18 protein-coding genes are annotated in these 21,707 nt (G+C 71.9%); 6 read left to right on the forward strand and 12 right to left on the reverse strand.

Annotation, left to right across the window (positions count from 1 at the left end):
- Window positions 1-253: 253 nt before the first annotated feature.
- From rnt to H0E84_RS06680, 7 genes are all read right to left on the reverse strand, one after another.
- Window positions 254-898 (reverse strand): ribonuclease T, encoded by a 645-nt coding sequence (rnt, locus tag H0E84_RS06650; protein WP_180677857.1) that lies wholly within the window; start codon window positions 896-898, stop codon window positions 254-256.
- Window positions 899-953: 55 nt separating this feature from the next.
- Complete coding sequence (gene efpL / locus H0E84_RS06655) at window positions 954-1,520, reverse strand: elongation factor P-like protein EfpL (RefSeq protein ID WP_180677858.1); 567 nt, start codon at window positions 1,518-1,520, stop codon at window positions 954-956.
- 100 nt (window positions 1,521-1,620) lie between these two features.
- Window positions 1,621-2,391: an SDR family NAD(P)-dependent oxidoreductase gene (locus H0E84_RS06660; RefSeq protein ID WP_180677859.1), complete on the reverse strand. Its 771-nt coding sequence runs from the start codon at window positions 2,389-2,391 to the stop codon at window positions 1,621-1,623.
- Window positions 2,392-2,642: 251 nt separating this feature from the next.
- Window positions 2,643-5,237 carry a sensor domain-containing protein gene (locus H0E84_RS06665; protein ID WP_180677860.1) on the reverse strand — a complete coding sequence of 865 codons (2,595 nt, stop codon included), beginning with the start codon at window positions 5,235-5,237 and terminating at the stop codon, window positions 2,643-2,645.
- Window positions 5,234-6,163 carry a hydroxymethylglutaryl-CoA lyase gene (locus H0E84_RS06670; RefSeq protein ID WP_180677861.1) on the reverse strand — a complete coding sequence of 310 codons (930 nt, stop codon included), beginning with the start codon at window positions 6,161-6,163 and terminating at the stop codon, window positions 5,234-5,236. The genes H0E84_RS06665 and H0E84_RS06670 overlap by 4 nt, the downstream gene beginning before the upstream one ends.
- Before the next feature lie 244 nt (window positions 6,164-6,407).
- Window positions 6,408-8,414, reverse strand: a complete 2,007-nt coding sequence (locus H0E84_RS06675) for an acetyl/propionyl/methylcrotonyl-CoA carboxylase subunit alpha (RefSeq protein WP_180677862.1) — start codon at window positions 8,412-8,414, stop codon at window positions 6,408-6,410.
- Window positions 8,415-8,512: 98 nt separating this feature from the next.
- On the reverse strand, window positions 8,513-9,301 hold the full coding sequence (locus H0E84_RS06680) for an enoyl-CoA hydratase-related protein (protein WP_180677863.1): 789 nt from the start codon (window positions 9,299-9,301) through the stop codon (window positions 8,513-8,515).
- 116 nt (window positions 9,302-9,417) lie between these two features.
- Here H0E84_RS06680 and H0E84_RS06685 point away from each other — a divergent pair, with 116 nt between their 5' ends.
- From H0E84_RS06685 to H0E84_RS06695, 3 genes are read left to right on the forward strand one after another with little or no spacing between them, the layout of a single operon-like run.
- Window positions 9,418-9,666: a FeoA domain-containing protein gene (locus H0E84_RS06685; RefSeq protein ID WP_180677864.1), complete on the forward strand. Its 249-nt coding sequence runs from the start codon at window positions 9,418-9,420 to the stop codon at window positions 9,664-9,666.
- Window positions 9,663-11,552, forward strand: a complete 1,890-nt coding sequence (feoB, locus tag H0E84_RS06690; protein ID WP_180677865.1) for a ferrous iron transporter B — start codon at window positions 9,663-9,665, stop codon at window positions 11,550-11,552. The genes H0E84_RS06685 and feoB overlap by 4 nt, the downstream gene beginning before the upstream one ends.
- 5 nt (window positions 11,553-11,557) lie before the next feature.
- Complete coding sequence (locus tag H0E84_RS06695; RefSeq protein WP_180677866.1) at window positions 11,558-11,809, forward strand: DUF6587 family protein; 252 nt, start codon at window positions 11,558-11,560, stop codon at window positions 11,807-11,809.
- Between the two features lie 174 nt (window positions 11,810-11,983).
- Here the strand turns inward: H0E84_RS06695 and H0E84_RS06700 are convergent, their stop codons facing one another.
- The 5 genes from H0E84_RS06700 to H0E84_RS06720 all read right to left on the reverse strand — a co-directional run bounded on the left by H0E84_RS06700 (window position 11,984) and on the right by H0E84_RS06720 (window position 16,519).
- A complete protein-coding gene (locus H0E84_RS06700; RefSeq protein WP_180677867.1) occupies window positions 11,984-12,361 on the reverse strand; it encodes a hypothetical protein in 378 nt (125 codons plus the stop codon).
- Window positions 12,358-12,903, reverse strand: coding sequence for a bactofilin family protein (locus H0E84_RS06705; RefSeq protein ID WP_257644108.1), 546 nt, complete (start codon window positions 12,901-12,903; stop codon window positions 12,358-12,360). The genes H0E84_RS06700 and H0E84_RS06705 overlap by 4 nt, the downstream gene beginning before the upstream one ends.
- 234 nt (window positions 12,904-13,137) lie before the next feature.
- Window positions 13,138-14,745, reverse strand: a complete 1,608-nt coding sequence (locus H0E84_RS06710) for a carboxyl transferase domain-containing protein (protein WP_180677869.1) — start codon at window positions 14,743-14,745, stop codon at window positions 13,138-13,140.
- A gap of 122 nt (window positions 14,746-14,867) precedes the next feature.
- Complete coding sequence (locus H0E84_RS06715) at window positions 14,868-15,215, reverse strand: hypothetical protein (RefSeq protein ID WP_180677870.1); 348 nt, start codon at window positions 15,213-15,215, stop codon at window positions 14,868-14,870.
- A gap of 128 nt (window positions 15,216-15,343) precedes the next feature.
- A complete protein-coding gene (locus H0E84_RS06720) occupies window positions 15,344-16,519 on the reverse strand; it encodes a thiolase family protein (RefSeq protein ID WP_180677871.1) in 1,176 nt (391 codons plus the stop codon).
- A gap of 256 nt (window positions 16,520-16,775) precedes the next feature.
- Here H0E84_RS06720 and H0E84_RS06725 point away from each other — a divergent pair, with 256 nt between their 5' ends.
- From H0E84_RS06725 to H0E84_RS06735, 3 genes are all read left to right on the forward strand, one after another.
- The gene (locus H0E84_RS06725) at window positions 16,776-19,625 is read left to right on the forward strand and encodes a S8 family serine peptidase (protein ID WP_180677872.1); all 2,850 of its coding nucleotides are present in this window, start codon (window positions 16,776-16,778) and stop codon (window positions 19,623-19,625) included.
- Window positions 19,626-19,740: 115 nt separating this feature from the next.
- Entirely contained in the window at window positions 19,741-21,099 is a 1,359-nt protein-coding gene (gene rimO / locus H0E84_RS06730) for a 30S ribosomal protein S12 methylthiotransferase RimO (protein ID WP_180677873.1), read from the forward strand.
- Window positions 21,096-21,530 carry a hypothetical protein gene (locus H0E84_RS06735; RefSeq protein WP_180677874.1) on the forward strand — a complete coding sequence of 145 codons (435 nt, stop codon included), beginning with the start codon at window positions 21,096-21,098 and terminating at the stop codon, window positions 21,528-21,530. Before rimO ends, H0E84_RS06735 begins: the two co-directional genes overlap by 4 nt.
- The last annotated feature ends 177 nt before the right edge of the window (window positions 21,531-21,707 follow it).

Raw genomic sequence — 21,707 nt, forward strand, 5'->3', positions numbered from 1 at the left:
TGGGAATCGGCTCGCCGCGCCCGTGTAGGAGCGGGCCATGCACGCGAAAGCCGGCGCCGTCGGCTACACCCGGAATCACCGCCAACCGGATCGGAACCTCCCGCGGCCTTCGCGGCCGTGGGCCGCTCCTACGGGCGAGGGATGCGGCGCCTGTAGGAGCGTGCCATGCACGCGAAAGCCGGCGTGGCTGCCCACGCCAGGAATCACCGCAGACGCGATCGGAACCTGCCGCGGTCTTCGCGGCCATGGGCCGCTACGGGGATCCGGGAGTCGGCGGGGGCGGCCAGGCGTTGAGCACCGCACAGAACAGCCGCGCTGTCTGCTCCGCGTCGTACACCGCCGAATGCGCCTCGGCGCTGTCCCAGGTGAAGCCCGCGGCCTGTACCGCACGCGCCAGCACCGTCTGGCCGTAGGCCACCCCGCCGAGGGTGACCGTGTCGAACACGCTGAACGGATGGAACGGATTGCGCTTGTGGCCGCAGCGGGCCACCGTGGCGTTGAGGAAGTTGAGGTCGAAATGGGCGTTGTGGCCGACCAGGATCGCGCGCTGGCAGCCGTGCTTCTTCACCGCGGTGCGCACCGGCGCGAACACGTGGTTCAGCGCCTCGCGCTCGGGCTTGGCCAGCCGGAACGGGTGGTCCAGGTCGATGCCGGTGATCTCCAGCGACTGCGGGTCGATCTCGGTGCCGTCGGCCGGGATCACGTGGGCGCTGGCGGTTTCGCCGAGTACGTAGCGGCCGTCGGCGTCGAGGTCGATCGGCACCACCGCGATCTCCAGCAGCGCGTGGCGGTTCCAGTCGAAGCCGCCGGTCTCCACGTCCACCACCACCGGCAGGTAGCCGCGGAAGCGTTTCGCCATCGGGCTGGCGGGAGTCGCGACAGGGGGGGGCTGATTCATGCGTCCAGCCTAGCAGGCCCGCAGCGGCGGGCCGTGCATCGCGATCGCCGGCGGTTCAATCGGCGCGACCGGCGAACTCGCCCGTGGTGGTGTTGACCAGCACGCGCTCGCCGTTGCCGATGTATTCCGGCACCTGGATCTCGATGCCGGTGCTCAGCCGCGCCGGCTTGGGGCGCTTGGTGGCGGTGCCGCCCTTCAGCTCCGGCGGGGTCTCCACGACCTCGAGCGCGACCGTCTGCGGGAGCTGCAGACCGACGGGGAGTTCGTCGATGATCTGCACGTAGCAGCCGGTCAGGCCCTCGTGGACGTAGCCCGCATCCTCGCCGACCACGTCGGCATCCAGGGTGTAGGGGATGTAGTCCTCATCGTCGAGGAATACGAACGCCTCGCCGTCCCGGTACGAGAAGCTGGCCTGGCGCCGCGACAGTTCGACCTCGCGGAAGTCGTCGTCGCCGCCGGCGCTCAGGTCCAGCTTGGTCCCGCCGGGCACCGAATACAGGGTGAAGCGGAACTTGACGTTGCCACCGCGGCCCTGCGGCGCGCTGCGCTCGATGTCGCGCACCTGATAGACGCTGCCGTTGTGCTCGAGGACGTTGCCCTTCTTGATGTCGCTGGCTTTCATTTGGTGGCCGGGAATCGGGAATGGGGAATGGTGGGAGCAAAGAGCGGGTGTCGGAGGGGGGCGGCTTTTCGATTCCCCATTCCCGATTCCCGATTCCCTGCTATTTCGGCGCCAACCGCACCGCGCCGTCCAGGCGGATGGTCTCGCCGTTGAGGTAGCGGTTGCCGAGGATGTACGCCACCAGATCGGCGAATTCGTCCGGCTGGCCGAGGCGCGAGGGGAAGGGGATCGAGGCCGACAGCGATTTCCGCACGTCCTCGGGCATGCCGTCGACCATCGGGGTCCAGAAGATGCCGGGGGCGACGGTATTGACGCGGATGCCGAAGCGGGCGAGTTCGCGCGCCATCGGCAGGGTCATGCCCACCACGCCCGCCTTCGAGGCGGAGTAGGCCGCCTGGCCGATCTGTCCCTCGTACGCCGCCACCGAGGCGGTATTGACGATCGCGCCGCGCTCGCCGTCCTCGCCGGGATCGTTGTGCTGCATGACCGCGGCCGCCGCCTTGGCGACGTTGAAGCTGCCGACCAGGTTGACCATCACCGTGGTCGAGAACTGCCGCAGCGGCATCGGCGCCTCGCGGCCGAGCACCCGGCCCGCGCCGAGGATCCCGGCGCAGTTGACCGCGGCATCGAGGCCGCCGAGGAACGCGCAAGCGGCGTCGACGCTGGCGGCCACGCCGTGCTCGTCGGTGACGTCGGTGCGGAAGAAGCGGGCGCGCTCCGCGCCCAGGTCCGCCACCGCGGCGGCGCCCTTGTCCTCGTCGACGTCGAACAGGGCGACCCTGCCGCCGTCGGAGGCCAGGCGCCGGGCGACCGCCAGGCCGAGGCCGGAGACGCCGCCGGTGACGATGGCGCGGAGGTCGGAAAGCTGCATGGCGGGCTCCAGGGATGCGGGGCCCGGCATTCTACCCGCCCGCGGCGCCACGTTCCGGCGCGGGCCGGGCCGCGGCGCGTCCCATGGGATCGCGCAGGCTCGCCGCCGCGGTGTCCGCAGACCGCCGCTCCGGCAGGAGCGCCGCCCGCGCCGCGCCCAGCGCTCCGCCGCGGTCTCCGCGATGCCCTAGGCCGGCGATTCCACGAAAAGGAAGCGCCTGCGCCGACGCCGGAGCGCTCGCGACCGTCGCCTCAGCGCGCCTTCCGCAACGCCGTGCCGTGCGCCAGCCCGGCACCGAGCTGGTGGGCGAACGCATCGGCCGACAGTCCCGGTGCGAACAGGAAGCCCTGGCCCACCGGCACGCCGAGCTCGAGCAGGAACCGGCGCTGCGGCTCGGACTCGACGCCCTCGGCCACCAGGCCCAGCCCGAGGCTGCGGGCGATGCCCGCGATCGCCTGGCACACCGCGACGTCGGAGTGGTTGCGCGGCACCCCCTCGACGAACAGCTGGCTGAGTTTCATGCCGTGGATCGGCAGCCGCCGCAGGTAGTTGAGCGCGCTATAGCCCTCGCCGAAATCGTCGATGGTCAGGACCACGCCCATCTCGCGCAGCTCGGCGAAGGTGCGCAGGGTATCGGGAGCGTCCTCGATCAACGCGCGCTCGGTGAACTCGAGCTCCAGCGCGGCCCCGGGCAGCCGGTACTCGTCGAGGACCCCGCGCACGGTGCCGGCGAGGTCGTCGCCGAGGAACTGGCGGTAGGACACGTTGACGGCGACCCGGACGATGCCGAGACCGGCGTCGCGCCAGGCGGCGACCTGCTGGCAGGCCTCGCTGAGCACCCAGCGGCCGATCCTGACGATGTCGCCGGTAGTCTCGGCGTGGCCGATGAAGTGATCGGGGCGCATCTCGCCGAGCTGGTGGTTCTTCCAGCGGATCAGCGCCTCGGCGGCGACGATGCTGCCCTTGCGCATGTCGACCTGGGGCTGGTAGACCAGATGGAACTCGCCGTTGTCGACCGCGCGGCGCAGCTGCGTCTCCATGCGCAGCCGGTCGTCGCGCGACTGCGCCAGGGCGGGGCTGTAGGCCTGCCAGCCGTTGCGCACGCGGCGCTTGCTGTCGTACATGGCCGCATCGGCGCTCTGGATCACGGTCTGCGGGCGTTCGCCGTCCTCCGGGGCGCGGGCGATGCCGATGCTGGCGGTGACGTCGAACTCCTCGCCCTCGTAGCCGAAGCTGCCCTCGAAGGCATCGAGGATGCGCTGGGCGATGCGCTCGGGCCGGCCCGGGTCGTCGGCCAGGCTGCACAGCACCAGGAACTCGTCGCCGCCGAAGCGCGCGATCAGTCCCTCCGGGCCGGCGGCCTGGACGATCCGCTGCGCGGCATGGCGCAGCAGTTCGTCGCCGGCGCCGTGGCCGAGCACGTCGTTGACCATCTTGAAACGGTCCAGGTCCAGGTAGAGCACCGCCAGCCGCGCCTGCGCCGGATCGTCCATCCGTGCGCCCATCTCGCCGAGGATCGCGTCGCGGTTGAGCAGGCCGGTGAGCGGATCGGTGCGCGCCTGCACCCGCAGCGTCTCCTCGGCCTGCTTGCGCTCGCTGATGTCCTGCAGGGTGCCGGTGATGCTGACGTTGGCGGACTCGTCGCTTTCCGGCTCGCCGATGATCCGCATCCACAGCATGCGTCCGTCGCTGCGCCGGCCCTGCAGTTCCAGGTCGATCGGCTGTTGCCGGTGCAGCGCCTGCTGCAGCGCATGGGCGAAGCGGGCGCGATCGCCCTCGCGCAGGCAGCGCAGCAGCGCGTCCATGGTCGCCGGCGGCTGCGGACGATCGAGGATGCGCGCGGCCTCGCCGGTCAGGTACAGGGCGTCGCGCCCCGCCTCCCATTCCCAGCCGCCGATGCGGGCCAGCGCCTGGGCGCGGGCGAACAGCGTGCTGTCGCGCTTGAGCCGGGTGACGTCGCTGAAGAGCGAGATCACCTGGTGGGGCCGGCAGCTGCCAGGTGCGAACAGCGGCACGGTGGTCACCGAGAGCCAGCGCAAGCGGCGCTCCGGCTTGTGGTAGAGCCCCAGCACCGTGCTCTGGGTCGCCTGGCCGGTGCGCAGCGAGCGCCGTACCGGCAGCTCCTCCGGCGGCACCCGGCGTCCGGTCTCGTCGAGCACCGTCCATTTCTCCGGGGCCAGGTAGTCCGCCAGGCTGCGGTCGTCCTCCGCGCCGAGGATGCGCATCGCCGCGGCGTTGACCTGCAGCGGACGGTCGTCGGCGTCCTGCACCAGCACGCCCTTGTCGATCACCTCAAGCAGCTGGCCGTAGCGCGATTCGGCCTCGCGCCGCGCGCTGAGGTCGCGCGCCACCGCGACGATGCAGCGGCGCCCGTCGTGGACGAAGCCCGCCGAATGCACCTCCACCGGGAACCTGCTGCCGTCGCCGCGCATGTTGGTGACCTCGACGACGTAGGTGCCGCCGCGGCGCAGCGTCTCCAGCACCGGTTGCAGGTGGTCCTCGGGCAGGTCGGGATTGAGCACTTCGATCGGCTGGCCGACGATCTCGCCGCGGCTGCGCCGGTAGGCGGCCATGCCGGCGCGGTTGAGGTCGAGCACGATGCCGCGCTCGTCGAGGATGCTCACCGGGTCGGGCACGGCATCGAACAGCGCGCGGTAGCGCGACTGGGAGGATTCGGCGTCCGCGGCGGCTCCGCGCAGGGCGGTGGCGGCGCTGGCGAGCAGGCGCCGCGCGGACGCCGGCAGGGCGTCGTCGCGGGAGGCCGCCTCGAGCGCCTCGGCGAGGGCGGCGGGGTCGCTGCCGGCATCCGCAGCGTCGGCGCGCGCGCCTGGTCCGCCGGCGTTCATCCCGCTGCCGCCCCGTCGCCGTCCGCCGCCGCGGCGGTGGCGCGGCCGACCCTGCTGCCGGTCTCGCGTCCGAGCAGCGACGCCAGCCAGCGCCCGGCGGCGGCCAGGGCTGCGAGGTCGACGCCGGTCCCCACGCCCATGCCGTGCAGCATGTAGACCAGGTCCTCGGTGGCCACGTTTCCGCTGGCGCCGCGCGCATAGGGGCAGCCGCCGGTGCCGGCAACGGCCGCGTCGACCACCGCTACCCCTTCCTCGAGGCAGGCGAGGACGTTGGCCAGGGCCTGGCCGTAGGTGTCGTGGAAGTGGACCGCCAGCGCGGACATCGGCACCTCGCCCGCGACCGCGCGCAGCATCGTCCGCGCCCTGGCCGGGGTGCCGACGCCGATCGTGTCGCCGAGCGAGACCTCGTAGCAGCCCATGGCGTGCAGCCGGCGGGCCACCCGCACCACGTCGGCCACCGCCACCTCGCCCTGGTACGGACAGCCGAGCACCGTGGAAACGTAGCCGCGCACGCGCACGCCGTCACCGGCCGCGCGCTCGAGCACCGGGGCGAAGCGCTGCAGGGATTCGTCGATCGAGGCGTTCACGTTGCGGCGGTTGAAGGCTTCGGACGCTGCGGTGAAGACCGCGATCTCCTCGACGCCGACCGCGCGCGCGCGCGCGTAGCCCTGCTCGTTCGGGACCAGCACCGGGTAGGCCACCCCGGGACGGCGGGCGATCCCGGAGTAGACCTCCGCGGCATCGGCCAACTGCGGTACCCACTTCGGGCTGACGAAGCTGGTCGCCTCGACCGTCCGCAGCCCGGTGTCCGACAGGCGATCGACGAGCGCGATCTTGTCGGCGGTGGCGACCAGCGCCTTCTCGTTTTGCAGCCCGTCGCGCGGGCCGACCTCGACGATGCGCACGTCAGCGGGGTACTGGCTCATGGCGTCCTGCGGTAGTCGTGGGGAACGCGGATCGGGGGAGGCCGGCCGCCGGCCCCGTCCCCGAGGGTACCGGTTCCGGTCGCCGGGTTTCAGTGGCGCCGGTCCGGGACCCGGCCAGCCGCACTCGGCCATCCGCGGCCGCCTGCCGGATCGTGCTTCCCGGGGCGCCCGGTCCGGACCGTGCCGCCGGACATGAAGCCACGCGAGACGGGCGCGCGACCGGCCGTCCCGCCTCGCCTTGCCCTCAGTCTTCCGGTTCCAGGGTCACCAGCACGGCGTCGCCCTCGACGAACTCGCCGGCGCTCGCGCGCACCTCGGCGACCGTGCCCGCGCGCGGCGCGCGCAGGGTCAGCTCCATCTTCATCGCTTCCATCACCAGCAGGGTCTGCCCCTCGGCGACCACCGCGCCGGGCGTCGCCTCCACCAGCACCACGCGACCCGGCATCGGCGCGGCGACGCGGTCGCTGCCGCCGGCAGCGTCTCCGGCCTCGAAGCGGAATGCCGGCAGCCGCTCGAAGGCCAGCCGCCCGGCGCGGTCGTGGACGGTCACGCTGCCGCCGTCGACCTGCGCGCGCAACAGGTGGGAGCGGCCGTCGACGCGCAGCGAGAGCGATTCGCCGCGCAGCCGCGCGCCCTCGATCCGCAGCGGCTCCGTTCCGGCGCCGCGCAGCCGGTAGTCGCCGCCGGTGCCGGACGCGTGCAGCTCCAGGCGTCGGCCGTCCTGCTGCAGCACCAGCAGGCGCTCGCCGGCGTGGCCGAGGCGCCAGCCGTCGGCGATCGCCCAGGGCGAGTCCGGTTCGGGAGAGGCCGCAGCGCCGCGCCGCGCCCGGGCCTCCTCGTGCAGCAGGGTGGCCGCGGCCGCGGCGGCGACCCGCACCTCGCCGGGCGGCGCCGGTGGCGCCAGCACCCGGTCGAGGTGGCGGTCGAGGTAGCCGGTGTCGATGCGCCCCTCGACGACCTCCGGATGGCGCACCAGGCGCTCCAGGAAGGCGATGTTCGATTTCGGGCCGGCGATGGCGCAGCCCGCCAGCGCCTCGCGCAGGCGGGCGAGGGCGCGCGGACGGTCGAGGTCGTGGACGATCAGCTTGGCGATCATCGGGTCGTAGAAGATCGTCACCGTGTCGCCTTCGACCACGCCGGCGTCGACCCGCACGTGCGCCGACGGTTGCGGCAGGCGCAGGCGCTGCAGCCGCCCCGAGGCGGGCAGGAAGCCGGCGTCCGGGTCCTCGGCGTACAGGCGCACCTCGATCGCGTGCCCCTGCTGCCGCACGTCGTCCTGCGCCAGCGGCAGCGTTTCGCCCGCCGCCACCCGCAACTGCCATTCCACCAGGTCCAGGCCGGTGACCATCTCGGTGACCGGGTGCTCCACCTGCAGCCGGGTGTTGATCTCCATGAAGTAGAACTCGCCGCCCGGGTCGACGATGAACTCCACGGTCCCGGCGTTGGCGTAGTCGATGGCGCGCGCCGCCAGCACAGCCGCCTCGCCCATGCGCGCGCGCAGCTGCGGGGTGAGGAAGGGGGAGGGCGATTCCTCCAGCACCTTCTGGTAGCGGCGCTGCGCCGAGCACTCGCGCTCGTTGAGGTGGATGATGTTGCCGTGGCGGTCGCCGAACACCTGGATCTCGATGTGGCGCGGCCGTTCGATGTAGCGTTCCAGCAGCACGCGGTCGCGGCCGAAGGCGCTGCCGGCCTCGCGCTGGCAGCTTTCCAGCGCCGGCAGGAATTGCTCCGCCGAACGCACCACGCGCATGCCCTTGCCGCCGCCGCCGTGCGCCGCCTTGATCATCAGCGGCCAGCCGATGCGCCCGGCTTCGCGGAGCAGCGCATCCGGGGCCTGCTCGGTCCCGGTGTAGCCGGGCACCACCGGCACGCCGGCAGCCTGCATCAACTCCTTGGCTCCGGCCTTGCTGCCCATCTTCCGCATCGATGCCGCGGACGGGCCGACGAAGGCGATGCCGGCGGCCTCGATCGCTTCGGCGAAATCGGCGTTCTCGCTGAGGAAGCCGTAGCCGGGGTGGATCGCCCCGGCGCCGCTGCGCCGCGCCGCCTCGACGATGGCGTCGCCGCGCAGGTAGCTGTCCTGCGGCCGCGGACCGCCGACGGGCCAGGCTTCGTCCGCCAGGCGGACGTGCTGCGCGTCGGCGTCGGCCTCCGAGAACACCGCCACCGTGGCGATGCCGAGACGGCGCGCGGTGCGGATCACCCGGCAGGCGATTTCCCCGCGGTTGGCGATGAGGAGCTTGTCGAACATTCGCTGCTACTCCGGCGCGTGGCGGATGGCCGCGACACTGGGGCCACCCGGGTCGAGGGCGAACGCACCGCGGCTGGCATCGATGCGGTCGGGGCCGCTCACGAGGCGGGCGCCCAGGCCGGCGGCCGCTTGTCGAGGAAGGCGGTCAGGCCCTCCTGGCCTTCCGGGGAAGCCCGCATGGCGGCGATCAGGTCGGCGGTGGCGCCGTCCAGCGCATCGCGGTCGCCCTGCGGCACCACCGCGCGCACCAGGGCCTTGGCCTGCGCCGAGGCCACCGGTCCGGCCCTGAGCAGCAGGCCCACCTGGCGCTCGACCGCGGCGTCCAGCGCGTCGGCGGCGACCACCTCGTGCAGCAGGCCGATGCGCAGCGCCTCCGGCGCCGCGAAGACCTCGGCCGTGGCGAAGTAGCGCCGGGCGTTGCGCGCTCCGATCGCGGCGATGACGTAGGGCGAGATCACCGCCGGCAGCAGGCCCAGGCGCGCCTCGGTCAGGCCGAACTTCGCGTCCTCGGCGGCGATGGCGACGTCGCAGCAGGCGACCAGGCCGACGCCGCCGCCGAAGGCGGCGCCGTGGACGCGGGCGATGGTGGGCTTGGGCAACTGGTCGAGGGTGCGCATCAGCCGCGCGAGGGCGAGCGCGTCCTCGCGGTTCTCGTCGGCGTCGGCGGCGGCCATCGAGCGCATCCAGTTGAGGTCGGCGCCGGCCGAGAAGGAGTCGCCGGCGCCCTCGAGCACCACGACCCGCACGTCCTGGTCGCTGCCGAGCTCGGCCAGGCGCGCAGTTAGCGTGGCGATCAGGCCCGCGTCGAAGGCGTTGTGGACCCCGGGGCGGTTCAGGCGCAGGCGCGCGACGGCGCCGGCGCGTTGCAGCTGCAGGGCATCGGACATTGCGTCGGATCCGGTGAACGGGCCCCGCATGATAGCGGCTGCGCCGACGGCGCCAGGGGCATACACCGCGGCGCCGCGAAGGTAGAATGAGAACAATTAGCATTCAGGGCGACATCGTGAGACTTTCCGAGCTGCCGCGGGGCGCATCCGCCCGCGTCGAACGGGTCGAAGACCGGGCGCCGGGCGATCCCATCGCCCGGCGCCTGCGCGAACTCGGCTTCATCGCCGGCGAGGCGGTGCGGATCACCGCGGCCGGTCCGTTCGGGGCCGAGCCGCTGCTGGTGCAGATCGGCTTCACCCGCTTCGCGCTGCGCCGCGCCGAGGCGGCGCGGGTGTTGCTGGACGCGCGGGACCGCGCGGCATGAGCGGGCAGGTCGAGGTGCCGCGCCTGGCGCTGGTCGGCAGCCCGAACTGCGGCAAGACCGCGCTGTTCAACCGCCTCACCGGCAGCCGGCAGAAGGTGGCCAACTACGCCGGGGTCACGGTCGAGCGCAAGGAGGGCCGGCTGGTGGCGCCCTCGGGCCGGCGCTACGCGCTGCTCGACCTGCCCGGCGCCTACAGCCTCACCCCCTCCAGCCTGGACGAGGCGATCACCCGCGACCTGTGCCGCGGCCACTATCCAGGCGAGCCCGCTCCCGACGTGATGGTGTGCGTGGTGGACGCCACCAACCTGCGCCTGCACCTGCGCTTCGTGCTCGAACTGCGGCGGCTGGGGCGGCCGATGGTGGTGGCGCTCAACATGGCCGACGTGGCGGCCCGGCGCGGCATCCGTATCGACCGCGAGCGCCTGGAGCGGGAGCTGGGCCTGCCGGTGGTGGAAACGGTCGCGGTGCGCCGCCAAGGCGCCCGGGCCCTGGTGGAACGGATCGAGGCGCTGGTCGACGCCCCGCCCCAGGCCGGTCGGGCAGGCCCGGCCGCCGCAGTGGCAGGGCCGGAGCCCGGCGACGACGCGGCGCTGCACGCCGAGACCCGGCGCCTGCTCGATGTCGCGGTGCGGATGCCCTCCAGCACCGACCGGATCGACGACGCACTGGACCGCTGGCTCCTGCACCCGGTGGCCGGCCTGCTGACCCTGGCGGCGGTGATGTTCCTGATCTTCCAGGCGGTCTATGCCTGGGCCACGCCGATGATGGACGCCATCGACGCCGGCACCGGCTGGCTGGCCGCCTGGGTGGGCGCGACCCTGCCGGAAGGCCCGCTGGCGAGCCTGCTCGCCGACGGCATCATCGCCGGCCTGGGCAGCGTGATCATCTTCCTGCCGCAGATCCTCATCCTGTTCGCCTTCATCCTGGCGCTGGAGGAGTCCGGCTACCTGCCGCGCGCGGCATTCCTGCTCGACCGGACGATGGCCGCGGCCGGCCTGTCCGGGCGTTCCTTCATCCCGCTGCTGTCGAGCTTCGCCTGCGCGATCCCCGGCATCATGGCGACGCGTTCGATCCAGGATCCGCGCGACCGCATCGCCACGATCATGGTGGCGCCGCTGATGACCTGTTCGGCGCGGCTGCCGGTGTACGCGCTGCTGATCGGGGCGTTCATCCCACAGCAACAAGTGGGCGGGGTGTTCAACCTGCAGGGCCTGGTGCTGTTCGCGCTGTACATGGCCGGGATCCTCAGCGCCCTGGCGGTGTCGTTCGTGATGAAGAAGTGGCGCCGCGCCGGCGGCGAGCACATGTTGATGCTGGAGCTGCCCTCGTACCGGCTGCCGCATCCGCGGGACCTGGCGATCGGGCTGTACGAACGGGGGATGATCTTCCTGCGCCGGGTCGGCGGCATCATCCTGGCGCTGACCGTGCTGTTGTGGTTCCTGCTCTCGTTCCCCGGAGCGCCGGAGGGCGCGACGGGTCCGGCGATCGACTACAGCTTCGCCGGCCGCCTCGGCCATGCCATGACCGGGCTGTTCGCGCCGCTCGGCTTCAACTGGCAGATCTGCATCGCGCTGATCCCTGGGCTGGCCGCGCGCGAGGTCGCGGTGTCGTCGCTGGCCACCGTGTACGCGCTGTCCGCCGCGGACGACGATGCCGCGGCCCAGGCGCTGACGCCTCTGATCAGCGACGGCTGGTCGCTCGCCACCGCGTTGTCGCTGCTGGTCTGGTTCGTGTACGCGCCGCAGTGCATCTCCACCTGGGCCACGATCCGCCGAGAAACCAACTCGTGGCGGACGATGGCGATCAGCGCCGGCTACCTGTTCGCGCTCGCCTATCTCGCCTCGCTGGTCACCTACCAGGTGGCGGTGCTGCTGGGGGCGGGGTAGCCGCGATGGACGCGTCGACCGTCCTGCAACACGCCGCGGTCGCGCTGGCGGTCGCGTCGAGCGCCTGGGTGGTACTGGCGAAACAGGTACCAGGCACCGCGCGTCGACTGCGAGCCGCGGCCGCGCTCGCGGTGTTGCGCCATAGTCGCGCGCCCTGGTCGCGGGCGCTGGGCAGGCGCATCGCCCCGGCGGCAGCGCGGGCGGGCGACGCCTGCGGCGGTTGCGACGGTTGCGGGCCGGGCGACGCGCAGCGTTGAGGCGCAAGCGCGCCGCGTGAAGCGAGGGGTGGCCGCCGGGAAACAGCCCGGCTGAACCACGCGCAGCTCTCCCCTTGACGCTGCCCCGATTCGGGGCGCAGGGGGCTGCGAGTGGTTATTGGAAATCCGAAATCCGCGACGCCAACTGCCGCGTTGGGATCGTGAAATGAAGCCCTAGTGCCGGGTGGTGACGCGCTTGGCGGGCTTGCGCATGTCGCTGGTGGGGAAGACCTCCACCGACAGGCTGAAACTGCGTTCCTGGCCGGAATGCATCGCTCCCACGCCCACCACCTGGCGGTTGATCTCGTTGCCCTCGTCGTCGCGCACGACCAGCACCACGGAGTACTCCCAGGCGCCGCCCTCGGCAGGGTGCCGGATCGTTCCCTCGACGTTGAGGGCCGTGGTCGAGGCGGCGACGCCCGCGGACGCCGCCGAATCGAAACGGAGGTAGTGCCGGCACGACGGGCAGATCGCCGCGCTCTGCAGGATCGTGGTCTTGCAGTGCGGACAGGTGCGCGTGGCGCCCGCCGCGCCAGGCCGGCCGTTGCTCACGAGGCGAGTTCGAGGTCCGCCTTGTCGGCCTTGGTCTCGGACTTGCCGTTGACCTTGGTGTCCTTGGCTTCCCAACCGCACTCGACGTGGCCGCGGATCCGTGAGCCGGCGGCGACGGTCAGCGAGCCGGCCTTGAGATCGCCGTTCATCACTGCGGTGTCGAGCAGTTCCACCCGCGAGGCGGCGTCGATGTTGCCTTCCAGCTCGCCGGAGACGACGACCTTCTCCGCGCGCACGCCGCCGTTGAGCTTGGCGCCCTGCTCGATGGTGAGGTCGCCCTGCACGTTGACGTCGCCCTTGAACCTGCCGGCGATGCGGACGTGGCCGGTGCCCTCGATCTTGCCCTCGATGGTGAGGTTGGCGGCGATCAGCGACTCCTTGATCTCGGCAGCGGCGGGACGCCGCGGGGGCGAGGTCTGGGTCGGATTGAAGTCGGCCACGGCCGGCTGCGGCTCGCGGGCGGGCGCGGGGGCCGGGGCGGGAGCCGGGGCGAAGGAGGGCGTGTCCTTCTTGGCGGAGCTTGGCTGGTTGAAGATGGCCATCACGGAATTCCTCATGGGCGGACAGGGACAGGCGCGTCGGCTGCCAGCGGCAGCCACGCAACGACAGGGGGTCGTGCCGCGAGACTAGCATGCACCCGCCCGCGCCCGAATGTGACCGGGCTCACCGAATCCGAGATCGGGCAGGGCGTTACGACGCTTTGTTGAGGCGGCCGTGCGAAGTCTCCACGCCACCTCCACGGGTGTTGCCGGCACCGGCCGCGCGGCCGGCGGCGGTCACATCCGGAAGACGCCGAAACGCGCCGGCTCGAACGCTGCGTTGAGCGTGGCCGAGATCCCGAGTCCCAGCACCCTGCGGGTGTCGGCGGGATCGATGATGCCGTCGTCCCACAGCCGTGCGGTGGCGTACCAGGGGCTGCCCTGGGTCTCGTACTGGTCGCGGATCGGCGCCTTGAAAGCCTCCTCCTCGTCCGCGCTCCAGCTGCCGCCCTTGCCCTCGATCCCGTCGCGGCGCACGGTCGCCAGCACGCTGGCGGCCTGTTCGCCGCCCATCACGCTGATGCGCGCATTCGGCCACATCCACAGGAAGCGCGCGCCGTAGGCGCGGCCGCACATGGCGTAGTTGCCGGCGCCGAAGCTGCCGCCGATGACCACGGTGAACTTGGGAACGCTGGAGCAGGCCACCGCGGTGACCATCTTGGCGCCGTCCCTGGCGATTCCCGCGTTCTCGTACTTGCGGCCGACCATGAAGCCGGTGATGTTCTGCAGGAACACCAGCGGGATGCCGCGCTGGTTGCACAGCTCGATGAAGTGCGCGCCCTTCAGCGCCGACTCGGAAAACAGGATGCCGTTGTTGGCGACGATGCCGACCGGGTAGCCGTGCAGGTGCGCGAAGCCGGTCACCAGGGTCTTGCCGTAGCGCGCCTTGAACTCCTGGAACTCGCTGGCGTCGACGATCCGCGCGATCACCTCGCGGATGTCGAATGGGCGGCGGGTGTCCTTGGGCACGATGCCGTACAGCTCCTCGGCCGCGTATAGCGGCTCGCGCGCCTCGCGCAGCGCCACCGGCACGGTCTTGCGGCGATTGAGGCTGCCGACGATGTCGCGGGCGATCTGCAGGGCGTGGCGGTCGTCCTCGGCGAAATGGTCGGCCACGCCGGAGACGCTGGTATGCACGTCCGCGCCGCCGAGCGCCTCGGCGTCCACGACCTCGCCGGTCGCGGCCTTCACCAGCGGAGGCCCGCCGAGGAAGATCGTGCCCTGTTCCCTGACGATCACCGATTCGTCGGACATCGCCGGCACGTAGGCGCCGCCGGCGGTGCACGAACCCATCACCACCGCGATCTGCGGGATGTTCTCCGCGCTCATCCGCGCCTGGTTGTAGAAGATCCGGCCGAAGTGCTCGCGATCCGGGAACACCTCGTCCTGCAGCGGCAGGTACGCGCCGCCCGAATCCACCAGGTACACGCAGGGCAGGCGGTTCTCGCGCGCGAGCTCTTGCGCGCGCAGGTGCTTCTTCACCGTGATCGGGAAGTAGGTCCCGCCCTTGACCGTGGCGTCGTTGGCGACGATCACCACCTCCAGGCCCATCACCCGGCCGATGCCGCAGACCATGCCGGCCGCCGGGGCCGCGCCGTCGTACATGTCCTCGGCGGCGAGCGGGGCGATCTCCAGGAAAGGCGAGCCGGGATCGAGCAGGGCGCTGACCCGGTCGCGCGGCAGCAGCTTGCCGCGCGCGGTGTGGCGCTCGCGCGCGGCGTCGCCGCCGCCCTGCGCCGCACGCGCGAGCCTGCGGTCGAGCTCGGCCACCAGGGCGCGGTGATAGCCGGCGTTGTCGGCGAACTCCTGCGAGCGTGGATCCAGGCTCGAGCTCAGTACGGGCATGGGCATGTCCGGCGGGGGAAGCTCATCAGGATACCCGTCCGCAAAACAAAAGGCCGCCGGCGAACCGGCGGCCTTTCTGCACGTGCTGTTGTCGCGAGGCCCCGGAGGGGGCCGGGCGGAACTCAGTGCATGTCGTCTTCGGCTGCGTCCTGGGCCTCGTCGGCGGTGTCGGCAGCGTCCTCGGCGACATCGGCCGCGTCTTCGGCGGCGTCGGCGGCGGCATCGGCAGCGTCGTCGGTGGCAGCGGCCGAAGCGTCGGCGGCGGCGTCGGCGGCGGTGTCGGCAGCCATGTCGGCGGTGTCGGCAGCGGCCTGGGCGGTCTCGTCGCCGTAGGCGGCGTCGGCCTGAGCCTGGGCCTCGGCAGCGGCGTCAGCGGCATCGGCAGCCGCGTCCTGGGCGGCGTCCTGGTTCGAACAGGCGGCCAGGGCGAAACCCATGGCCAGGGCAAGCAGAGCCTTGTTGATGGACATGATTGATATTTCCTCGTCGTGTTGGTGAGTCAGAACGCGCGAATCGGCGCGCCGGGGCACATCATGACAAGCCGCCGTTGGGTGTCAAGTAGGTGTTTGATTTTTTTCGTAAAAATGGCGTTAACCGGCTAGAGCAGTTCAACCGCGATTGCGGTCGCCTCGCCGCCGCCGATGCACAGGGAAGCCACGCCACGGCGCCCTCCGCGCGCGCGCAGGGCGTGGATCAGGGTCACCACCAGTCGTGCGCCGCTGGCGCCGATGGGGTGGCCGAGCGCGCAGGCCCCGCCGTTCACGTTCAGCCGCTCGTGGGCGATTCCCAGGTCCTTCATCGGCGCCATCGCCACGCAGGCGAAGGCCTCGTTGATCTCGAACAGGTCGACGTCCTCCACCTTCCAGCCGGCGCGCTCGAGCACGCTGCCGATCGCCTTCACCGGCGCGGTGGTGAACCACTCCGGCGCCTGGGCGTGGCCGGCGTGCGCGACGATGCGCGCCAGCGGCTGCAGGCCGCGGCGGCCGGCCTCGTCGGCGGACATCAGCACCGTGGCCGCGGCGCCGTCGGAGATCTTCGACGACGACGCGGCGGTGAGGCGCCCCTCCTTGCCGAAGGCCGGACGCAGCGTCGGGATCTTCGCGGTGTCGATGCGCCCGGGCTCCTCGTCGGTGTCGACAGAATGCTCGCCCTTGCGGGTACGCACCGTGACCGGGACGATCTCGCCGGCGAAGGCGCCGCCGGCGATCGCCGCCTGCGCGCGCTGCGCGCTCTCGGCGGAGAAGGCATCGAGGTCTTCTCGGCTCAGCTGGTACTTTTCGCAGGTGATGTCGCCGAAGACGCCCATCGCCTTGCCGTCGTAGGGGTTGGTGAGTCCGTCCCAGGCCATGTGATCGAGGAACTCGGCGCTGCCGTAGCGGATCCCGGTGCGCGAGCCGTTGAGCAGGTGCGGCGCGTTGGTCATCGATTCCATGCCGCCGGCTACCACCACCGCCGAGGATCCCGCGCGGATGATGTCGTGCCCCAGCATGATCGCCTTCATGCCGGAACCGCAGACCTTGTTGATGGTGGTGCAGCCGGTCCGGTCCGGGATCTCCGCCGCGCGCGACGCCTGGCGCGCCGGGGCCTGCCCCAGGCCGGCCGGCAGCACGCAGCCCATGATCACCTCGTCGACCTGGTCGGCGGCCAGGCCGGCGTGCTGCAGCGCGCCGGTGATCGCCGAGGCACCGAGCGTCGGGGTAGGCACGCCGGTGAACTGGCCGAGAAAGGAACCGATGGCGGTGCGCTTGGCGCCGACGATGACGATGTCGCTCATGAAGCTTGCTCCGGCAGGGGCGGGGGGCCCCGGGAAAGCGGCGATTATCGCGCCGCGTGGATGGTGCGGCAAACGCATGCCCATTCAGCGGTTGCGATCGCCGGGGAAACGCGCTGCGTCACGTTTCCGCGGTGGCACGCCCCGTTGTTTGCGGGTATAGATGACCGCACCGGATGGTGGAGCAGGGATCGGTGCGTGTCGCCCGCGTGGTGCGGCAACGGCAGTGGCGCCCGGAACAGAGAAGGAACCCATCGCTATGGCGGAACAGATTTCCGGTGCCCGCGCGGCACCGTCCTGCAGACTTTCGTTGCTGGCCCTCGCGGTCGGCGTGGCGCTCACCGCCTGCGGCGGCGGCGGCAGCGACAACCGTCCCGATCCGCCGCCTACCGAGCGGCCGCCGCCGCCGCCGACCACGGTCGAGCCGCCGAACCCGGACTACAGCGAACACCTCGCGCTCACCAATAGCTACGAGGCGCACGACGCCGGCCTGACCGGCGAGGGCGTACGCATCGGCGTGCTCGACACCGGCGTGAACAGCGAACATCCCGCCCTCGCCGGACGGGTCGTGGACAACCTGGTGTACGTGAGCAGCATCGATAACGATCTCTCGGTGGACGATGTCGACGGCCACGGCACCGCGGTGACGCAGATCATCGCCGGGACCCCGTTCGGTCAGTGGCCCGGCGGCATCGCTCCCGGTGCGGAGATCGTCTCGGCACGCATCATCAACGACGAGCCGCCGGACGACGACGGCAGCGGCGAGGGCAACGAGGTGGACGGGCCGCTCGGTCTCGAGCCGATCCACCAGGACATGATCGATCGCGGCGTGCGCATCCTCAACAATTCCTGGGGTGGACTGTATTGGGACGATTCCGCGGCGACCGCACCGATCGCGGACGAGTACCGGGATTTCATTTTCGACAACGACGGGCTTGTGGTGTTCGCCACCGGCAACCTCGAGGGTGCCGACCCGACCGACATGTCGGCTCTGCCGAGCCAGCCCGGCCCTAACGGCACCACTCCGGCGGCGGATCTGGAGCGCGGCTGGCTCGCCGTCGCGGCCCTGGACGCCGACGACCCGACGCAGTTGGCTGAGTACTCCAACGCCTGCGGCATCGCCATGAACTACTGCCTGTCGGCTCCCGGCACGGTGGTTGTCACCGGCACCGACGATGCGCCCGACGCGCCCGAGTACTGGCGCTGGTCCGGCACCTCGTTCGCCGCGCCGCAGGTCTCGGGCGCCGCCGCGCTGGTCTGGGAGGCCTTCCCCTGGTTCGACAACGATCTGGTGCGCCAGACCATCCTCGGCACCGCCGCTGACATCGGCGCTCCGGGCGTCGACGAGGTATTCGGCTACGGCCTGCTGGACGTCGGCAAGGCCGTGCAGGGACCCGGCCGCTTCGACTGGGGCCGGGTGACCGCCGACTTCGACGACATGAGTTCGGAATGGTCGAACGACATCGCCGGCAGCGGCGGGCTGACCAAGCGCGGCAGCGGGCTGCTCGAGCTTTCCGGCGACAACGACTACCGCGGCGAGACCCGCGTCGAGGAGGGCGTGCTGCGGCTGAGCGGCGCGCTGAACCGCTCGGCGGTGTCGATCGCCGGCAACGGCATGCTCAGTGGCGACGGTGTGGTCGCCGGCAACGTCGACAACGCCGGCGTCGTGTACCTGGATGCCGGCGACGGCACCACCGCGCTGACCGTCGGCGGCGACTACCGGCATCGCGATGGCGCGCAGCTGTCGCTGCTGTTCGGCGCCGGCGCGCTGGCGGTCGGCGGCGACGCCCACATCGAAGGCGGCACCGTGCATGTGGCCGGCGTGCTCGACGGCTACACGACCCAGAACGACGAGGTGGTGCTGCGCGCCGACGGGACACTCAACGGCGCCTTCGACGGCTACACGTTCGACGAGGACGCGGTGTTCTTCGAGGGCGCGTTGGTGCACGACTACAGCTTCGACCTGGTGCTGCTCAGGATCAACCGCCTCGACGTGCTCGCCACCGCCTCCGCGTTCGGGACCGTCAGCGCGGCATCGCTATCGTCGGCGCAGCGCGTGGAGACCGCGTTCCGGCAGATCGACGGCCAGCGCGAGAGCGGGGCCGGCACCATCGCCGACGGCTTCATCCGCGCCGCCGGCGAGTTCCAGCGCATCCCTGACGAAGCCACTGCCGCCGCCTCGCTCTCGAGCCTCTCGGGCGAGCTGCACGCGCTGGCGTCCTCGGCCACGTTCGACGCCATCGACCTGGGCCGGCGCGCGCTGTCGGCGCAGTTCGGCCAGGCCGCGGCCCGGCGGGGCGTACAGGGGCCGCAGGTCTGGCAGCGGCAGCTGGGCCAGGGCGGACAGGGCGGCTTCACCGGCAACGGGTTCGCGCTCGACGGCTGGATGATCGGCCGCGACCACCGTTTCGGCGGCAACGGCGTGGCGGGCTTCGCGTTCGGCGAGAGTCGCGCCGACAGCCGTCGCGACGGCAGCCGCGACCGTGGACGCGATCGCCAGACGCATGCCCAGCTCTACGCCGGCAGCCTGCACGGCAACGCGTATACGCTGGCCCAGGCCGGCTTCGGGCGCTTCGACCGGCAACTCGAACGGCACCTGTTCACCGGGCGTCGGTCGGCGGGCGTGGCGACCGCCTACGCCGGCGATTTTTTCAACGCCAATCTCGAGAGCGGCTACCGTTTCGGCGGACACGATGCGGCGGTGACGCCATACGTCGGCGCCGAGTACACCCGGGTCGACAGCGAGGGCTTCCTCGAGCCCGGGGCGGACGGGTTCGGGCTGCGCGCCGACCCGTGGACCTCGAGCCGCAGCCAGGCCATCGCCGGGGTTCGCGCCGAGCGCGGCTGGCGGGGCCTGACGCTGCATGGCTACGCGGAGTGGCAGCACACCCTGGGCGCCAGCGGGCTGGACTTCGATGCGAGCTTCGTCGGCGCCGACGCCTGGTCGCCGCTGGGCGGCCTGCAACCGGGGCGCTCGGGAGGGCTGTTCGGGCTCGGGCTGGAGGCCTGGGCCGGGCGCCGCGGCGTGGTGACGCTGGGGTGGGACCAGCGGTTCGGGCCGCGCGGCGACGCGCGCATGGTCTCGCTGCGCTACGCGCTGGGGTTCTGAGGCGGCCGGCTCCCCTTCCCGCCTGGCGCGGGGAGGGGTGGGGCGGCGGCGTCGCCCCCGACGGCCCGGAACGGCCACGGCGGTATAATCGCCGGCCGCCCCGTCCGGCCCCCGCATGTCAGTGATCCCCCTCAAGACCGCCGGCCCCCGGGTCGGCTTCGTCAGCCTCGGCTGCCCCAAGGCGCTGGTCGATTCCGAGCGGATCCTCAGCCAGCTGAAGGTCGAGGGCTACCAGTTGGTGCAAAGCTACGACGACGCCGACGTGGTGGTGGTCAACACCTGCGGTTTCATCGACGCCGCGGTGGAGGAATCGCTGGACGCGATCGGCGAGGCGATCGCCGAGAACGGCAGGGTGATCGTCACCGGCTGCCTGGGCAGGCGCGAGGAGGTGATCCGCCAGGCGCATCCCGGGGTGCTGTCGATCAGCGGCCCGCAGGACTACGCCAGCGTGATGCGCGCCGTGCACGCCGCGCTGCCGCCGAAGCACGATCCCTTCGTCGACCTGGTGCCGCGGCGCGCCGGCGAGGACGACATCGGCGTCAAGCTGACCCCGCGGCACTACGCCTATCTGAAGATCTCCGAGGGCTGCAACCACCGCTGCAGCTTCTGCATCATCCCGTCGATGCGCGGCGACCTGGTCTCGCGGCCGGTCGACGAGGTACTGCGCGAGGCCGAGCGCCTGGTCCGCGGCGGGGTGCGCGAGCTGCTGGTGGTGTCGCAGGACACCTCGGCCTACGGCGTGGACCTGCGCTACGCCGAACGGGAGTGGCGCGGCAGGCGCTACGAGACGAGGATGCAGGCGCTTTGCGAAGGCCTGTCGGAACTCGGCGTGTGGACCCGGCTGCACTACGTCTACCCGTATCCGCACGTCGACCGGATCGTCCCGCTGATGGCCGAGGGCAGGCTGCTGCCGTACCTGGACATCCCGTTCCAGCACGCCAGCCCGCGCATCCTGAAGCTGATGAAGCGCCCCGGGGCAGTGGATCGCACGCTCGAGCGCATCCGCGGCTGGCGCGAAATCTGCCCGGAACTCACCATCCGCTCGACCTTCATCGTCGGATTCCCGGGCGAAACCGAAACCGAGTTCGAGGAACTGCTCGAATTCCTCGATCAGGCGCAGCTCGACCGGGTCGGCGCCTTCGCCTATTCGCCGGTGGAGGGCGCCAGCGCCAACGCGCTGCCGGACCCTGTCGACGAGGAGCTCAAGCAGGAGCGGCTGGCGCGCTTCATGGAGCGGCAGGCGGCGATCTCCGCGGCGCGGCTCGAGGCGCGCGTGGGCAGCGTGCAGCGCTGTCTGGTGGACGCGATCGATGGCGAGCTGGCGATCGCGCGCTCGCGGGCCGACGCTCCGGAGATCGACGGCCTGGTGCAGGTCCAGGACGGCGCCGCGGCCGGATTGAAGCCCGGCGACTTCGTCGAGGTGCGGATCATGGGCAGCGACGAGCACGACCTCTACGGCGAGGTGGCGCGGTGACCCCCGGCCTCCGCTTCGCGGTGGCGCTGGCCGCCACGATCTGCATCGCACTGCCGGCGGCGGCCTCCGACCGCCTCAGCGGACGCTACCGGCCGCTCGGCGACGGTGCGGCGCCGTCCGGCGAGGGGGGCGAGCTGCGGGTCGAGCCGATCCCGGGCGGAGGCTGGCGGGCCTGGTTCCAAGGCCAGCCGCTGGAGCTGGCGCGTGCCACGCCCGACCAGATGGCCGGGCTGTTTCCCGGCGTCGGCGAGAGCCGCGGCCTCGAGTGCGGCCTGTCGGCGATGTTCATGCTGTGCCGGGTGGAACCGGGTACGCATTTCCCGCGCGACGGCTTCCAGTCGGGCAGCGGTTACTTCTCGGTGCTGGCCGACGCCGGCCTGTTCGAGCTGGAGCGGATCGACGGCGCCGAAGGAGACGGCACCGGACGTTGACGGCCCCGGGGTAGGAGCGGCCCATGGCCGCGAAGACCGTGGGTGGCTCTGGCGAGTGGGCGGTGATTCGGGGTTTTGGTGACCGCGCCGGCTTCGCGTGCATGGCACGCTCCTACGACTGCAGGGCTCGGGGCTGCCTCCCGTAGGAGCGGCCCATGGCCGCGAAGGCCGCGGGTG

Source organism: Luteimonas salinisoli, assembly GCF_013425525.1.
Taxonomy (GTDB): domain Bacteria; phylum Pseudomonadota; class Gammaproteobacteria; order Xanthomonadales; family Xanthomonadaceae; genus Luteimonas; species Luteimonas salinisoli.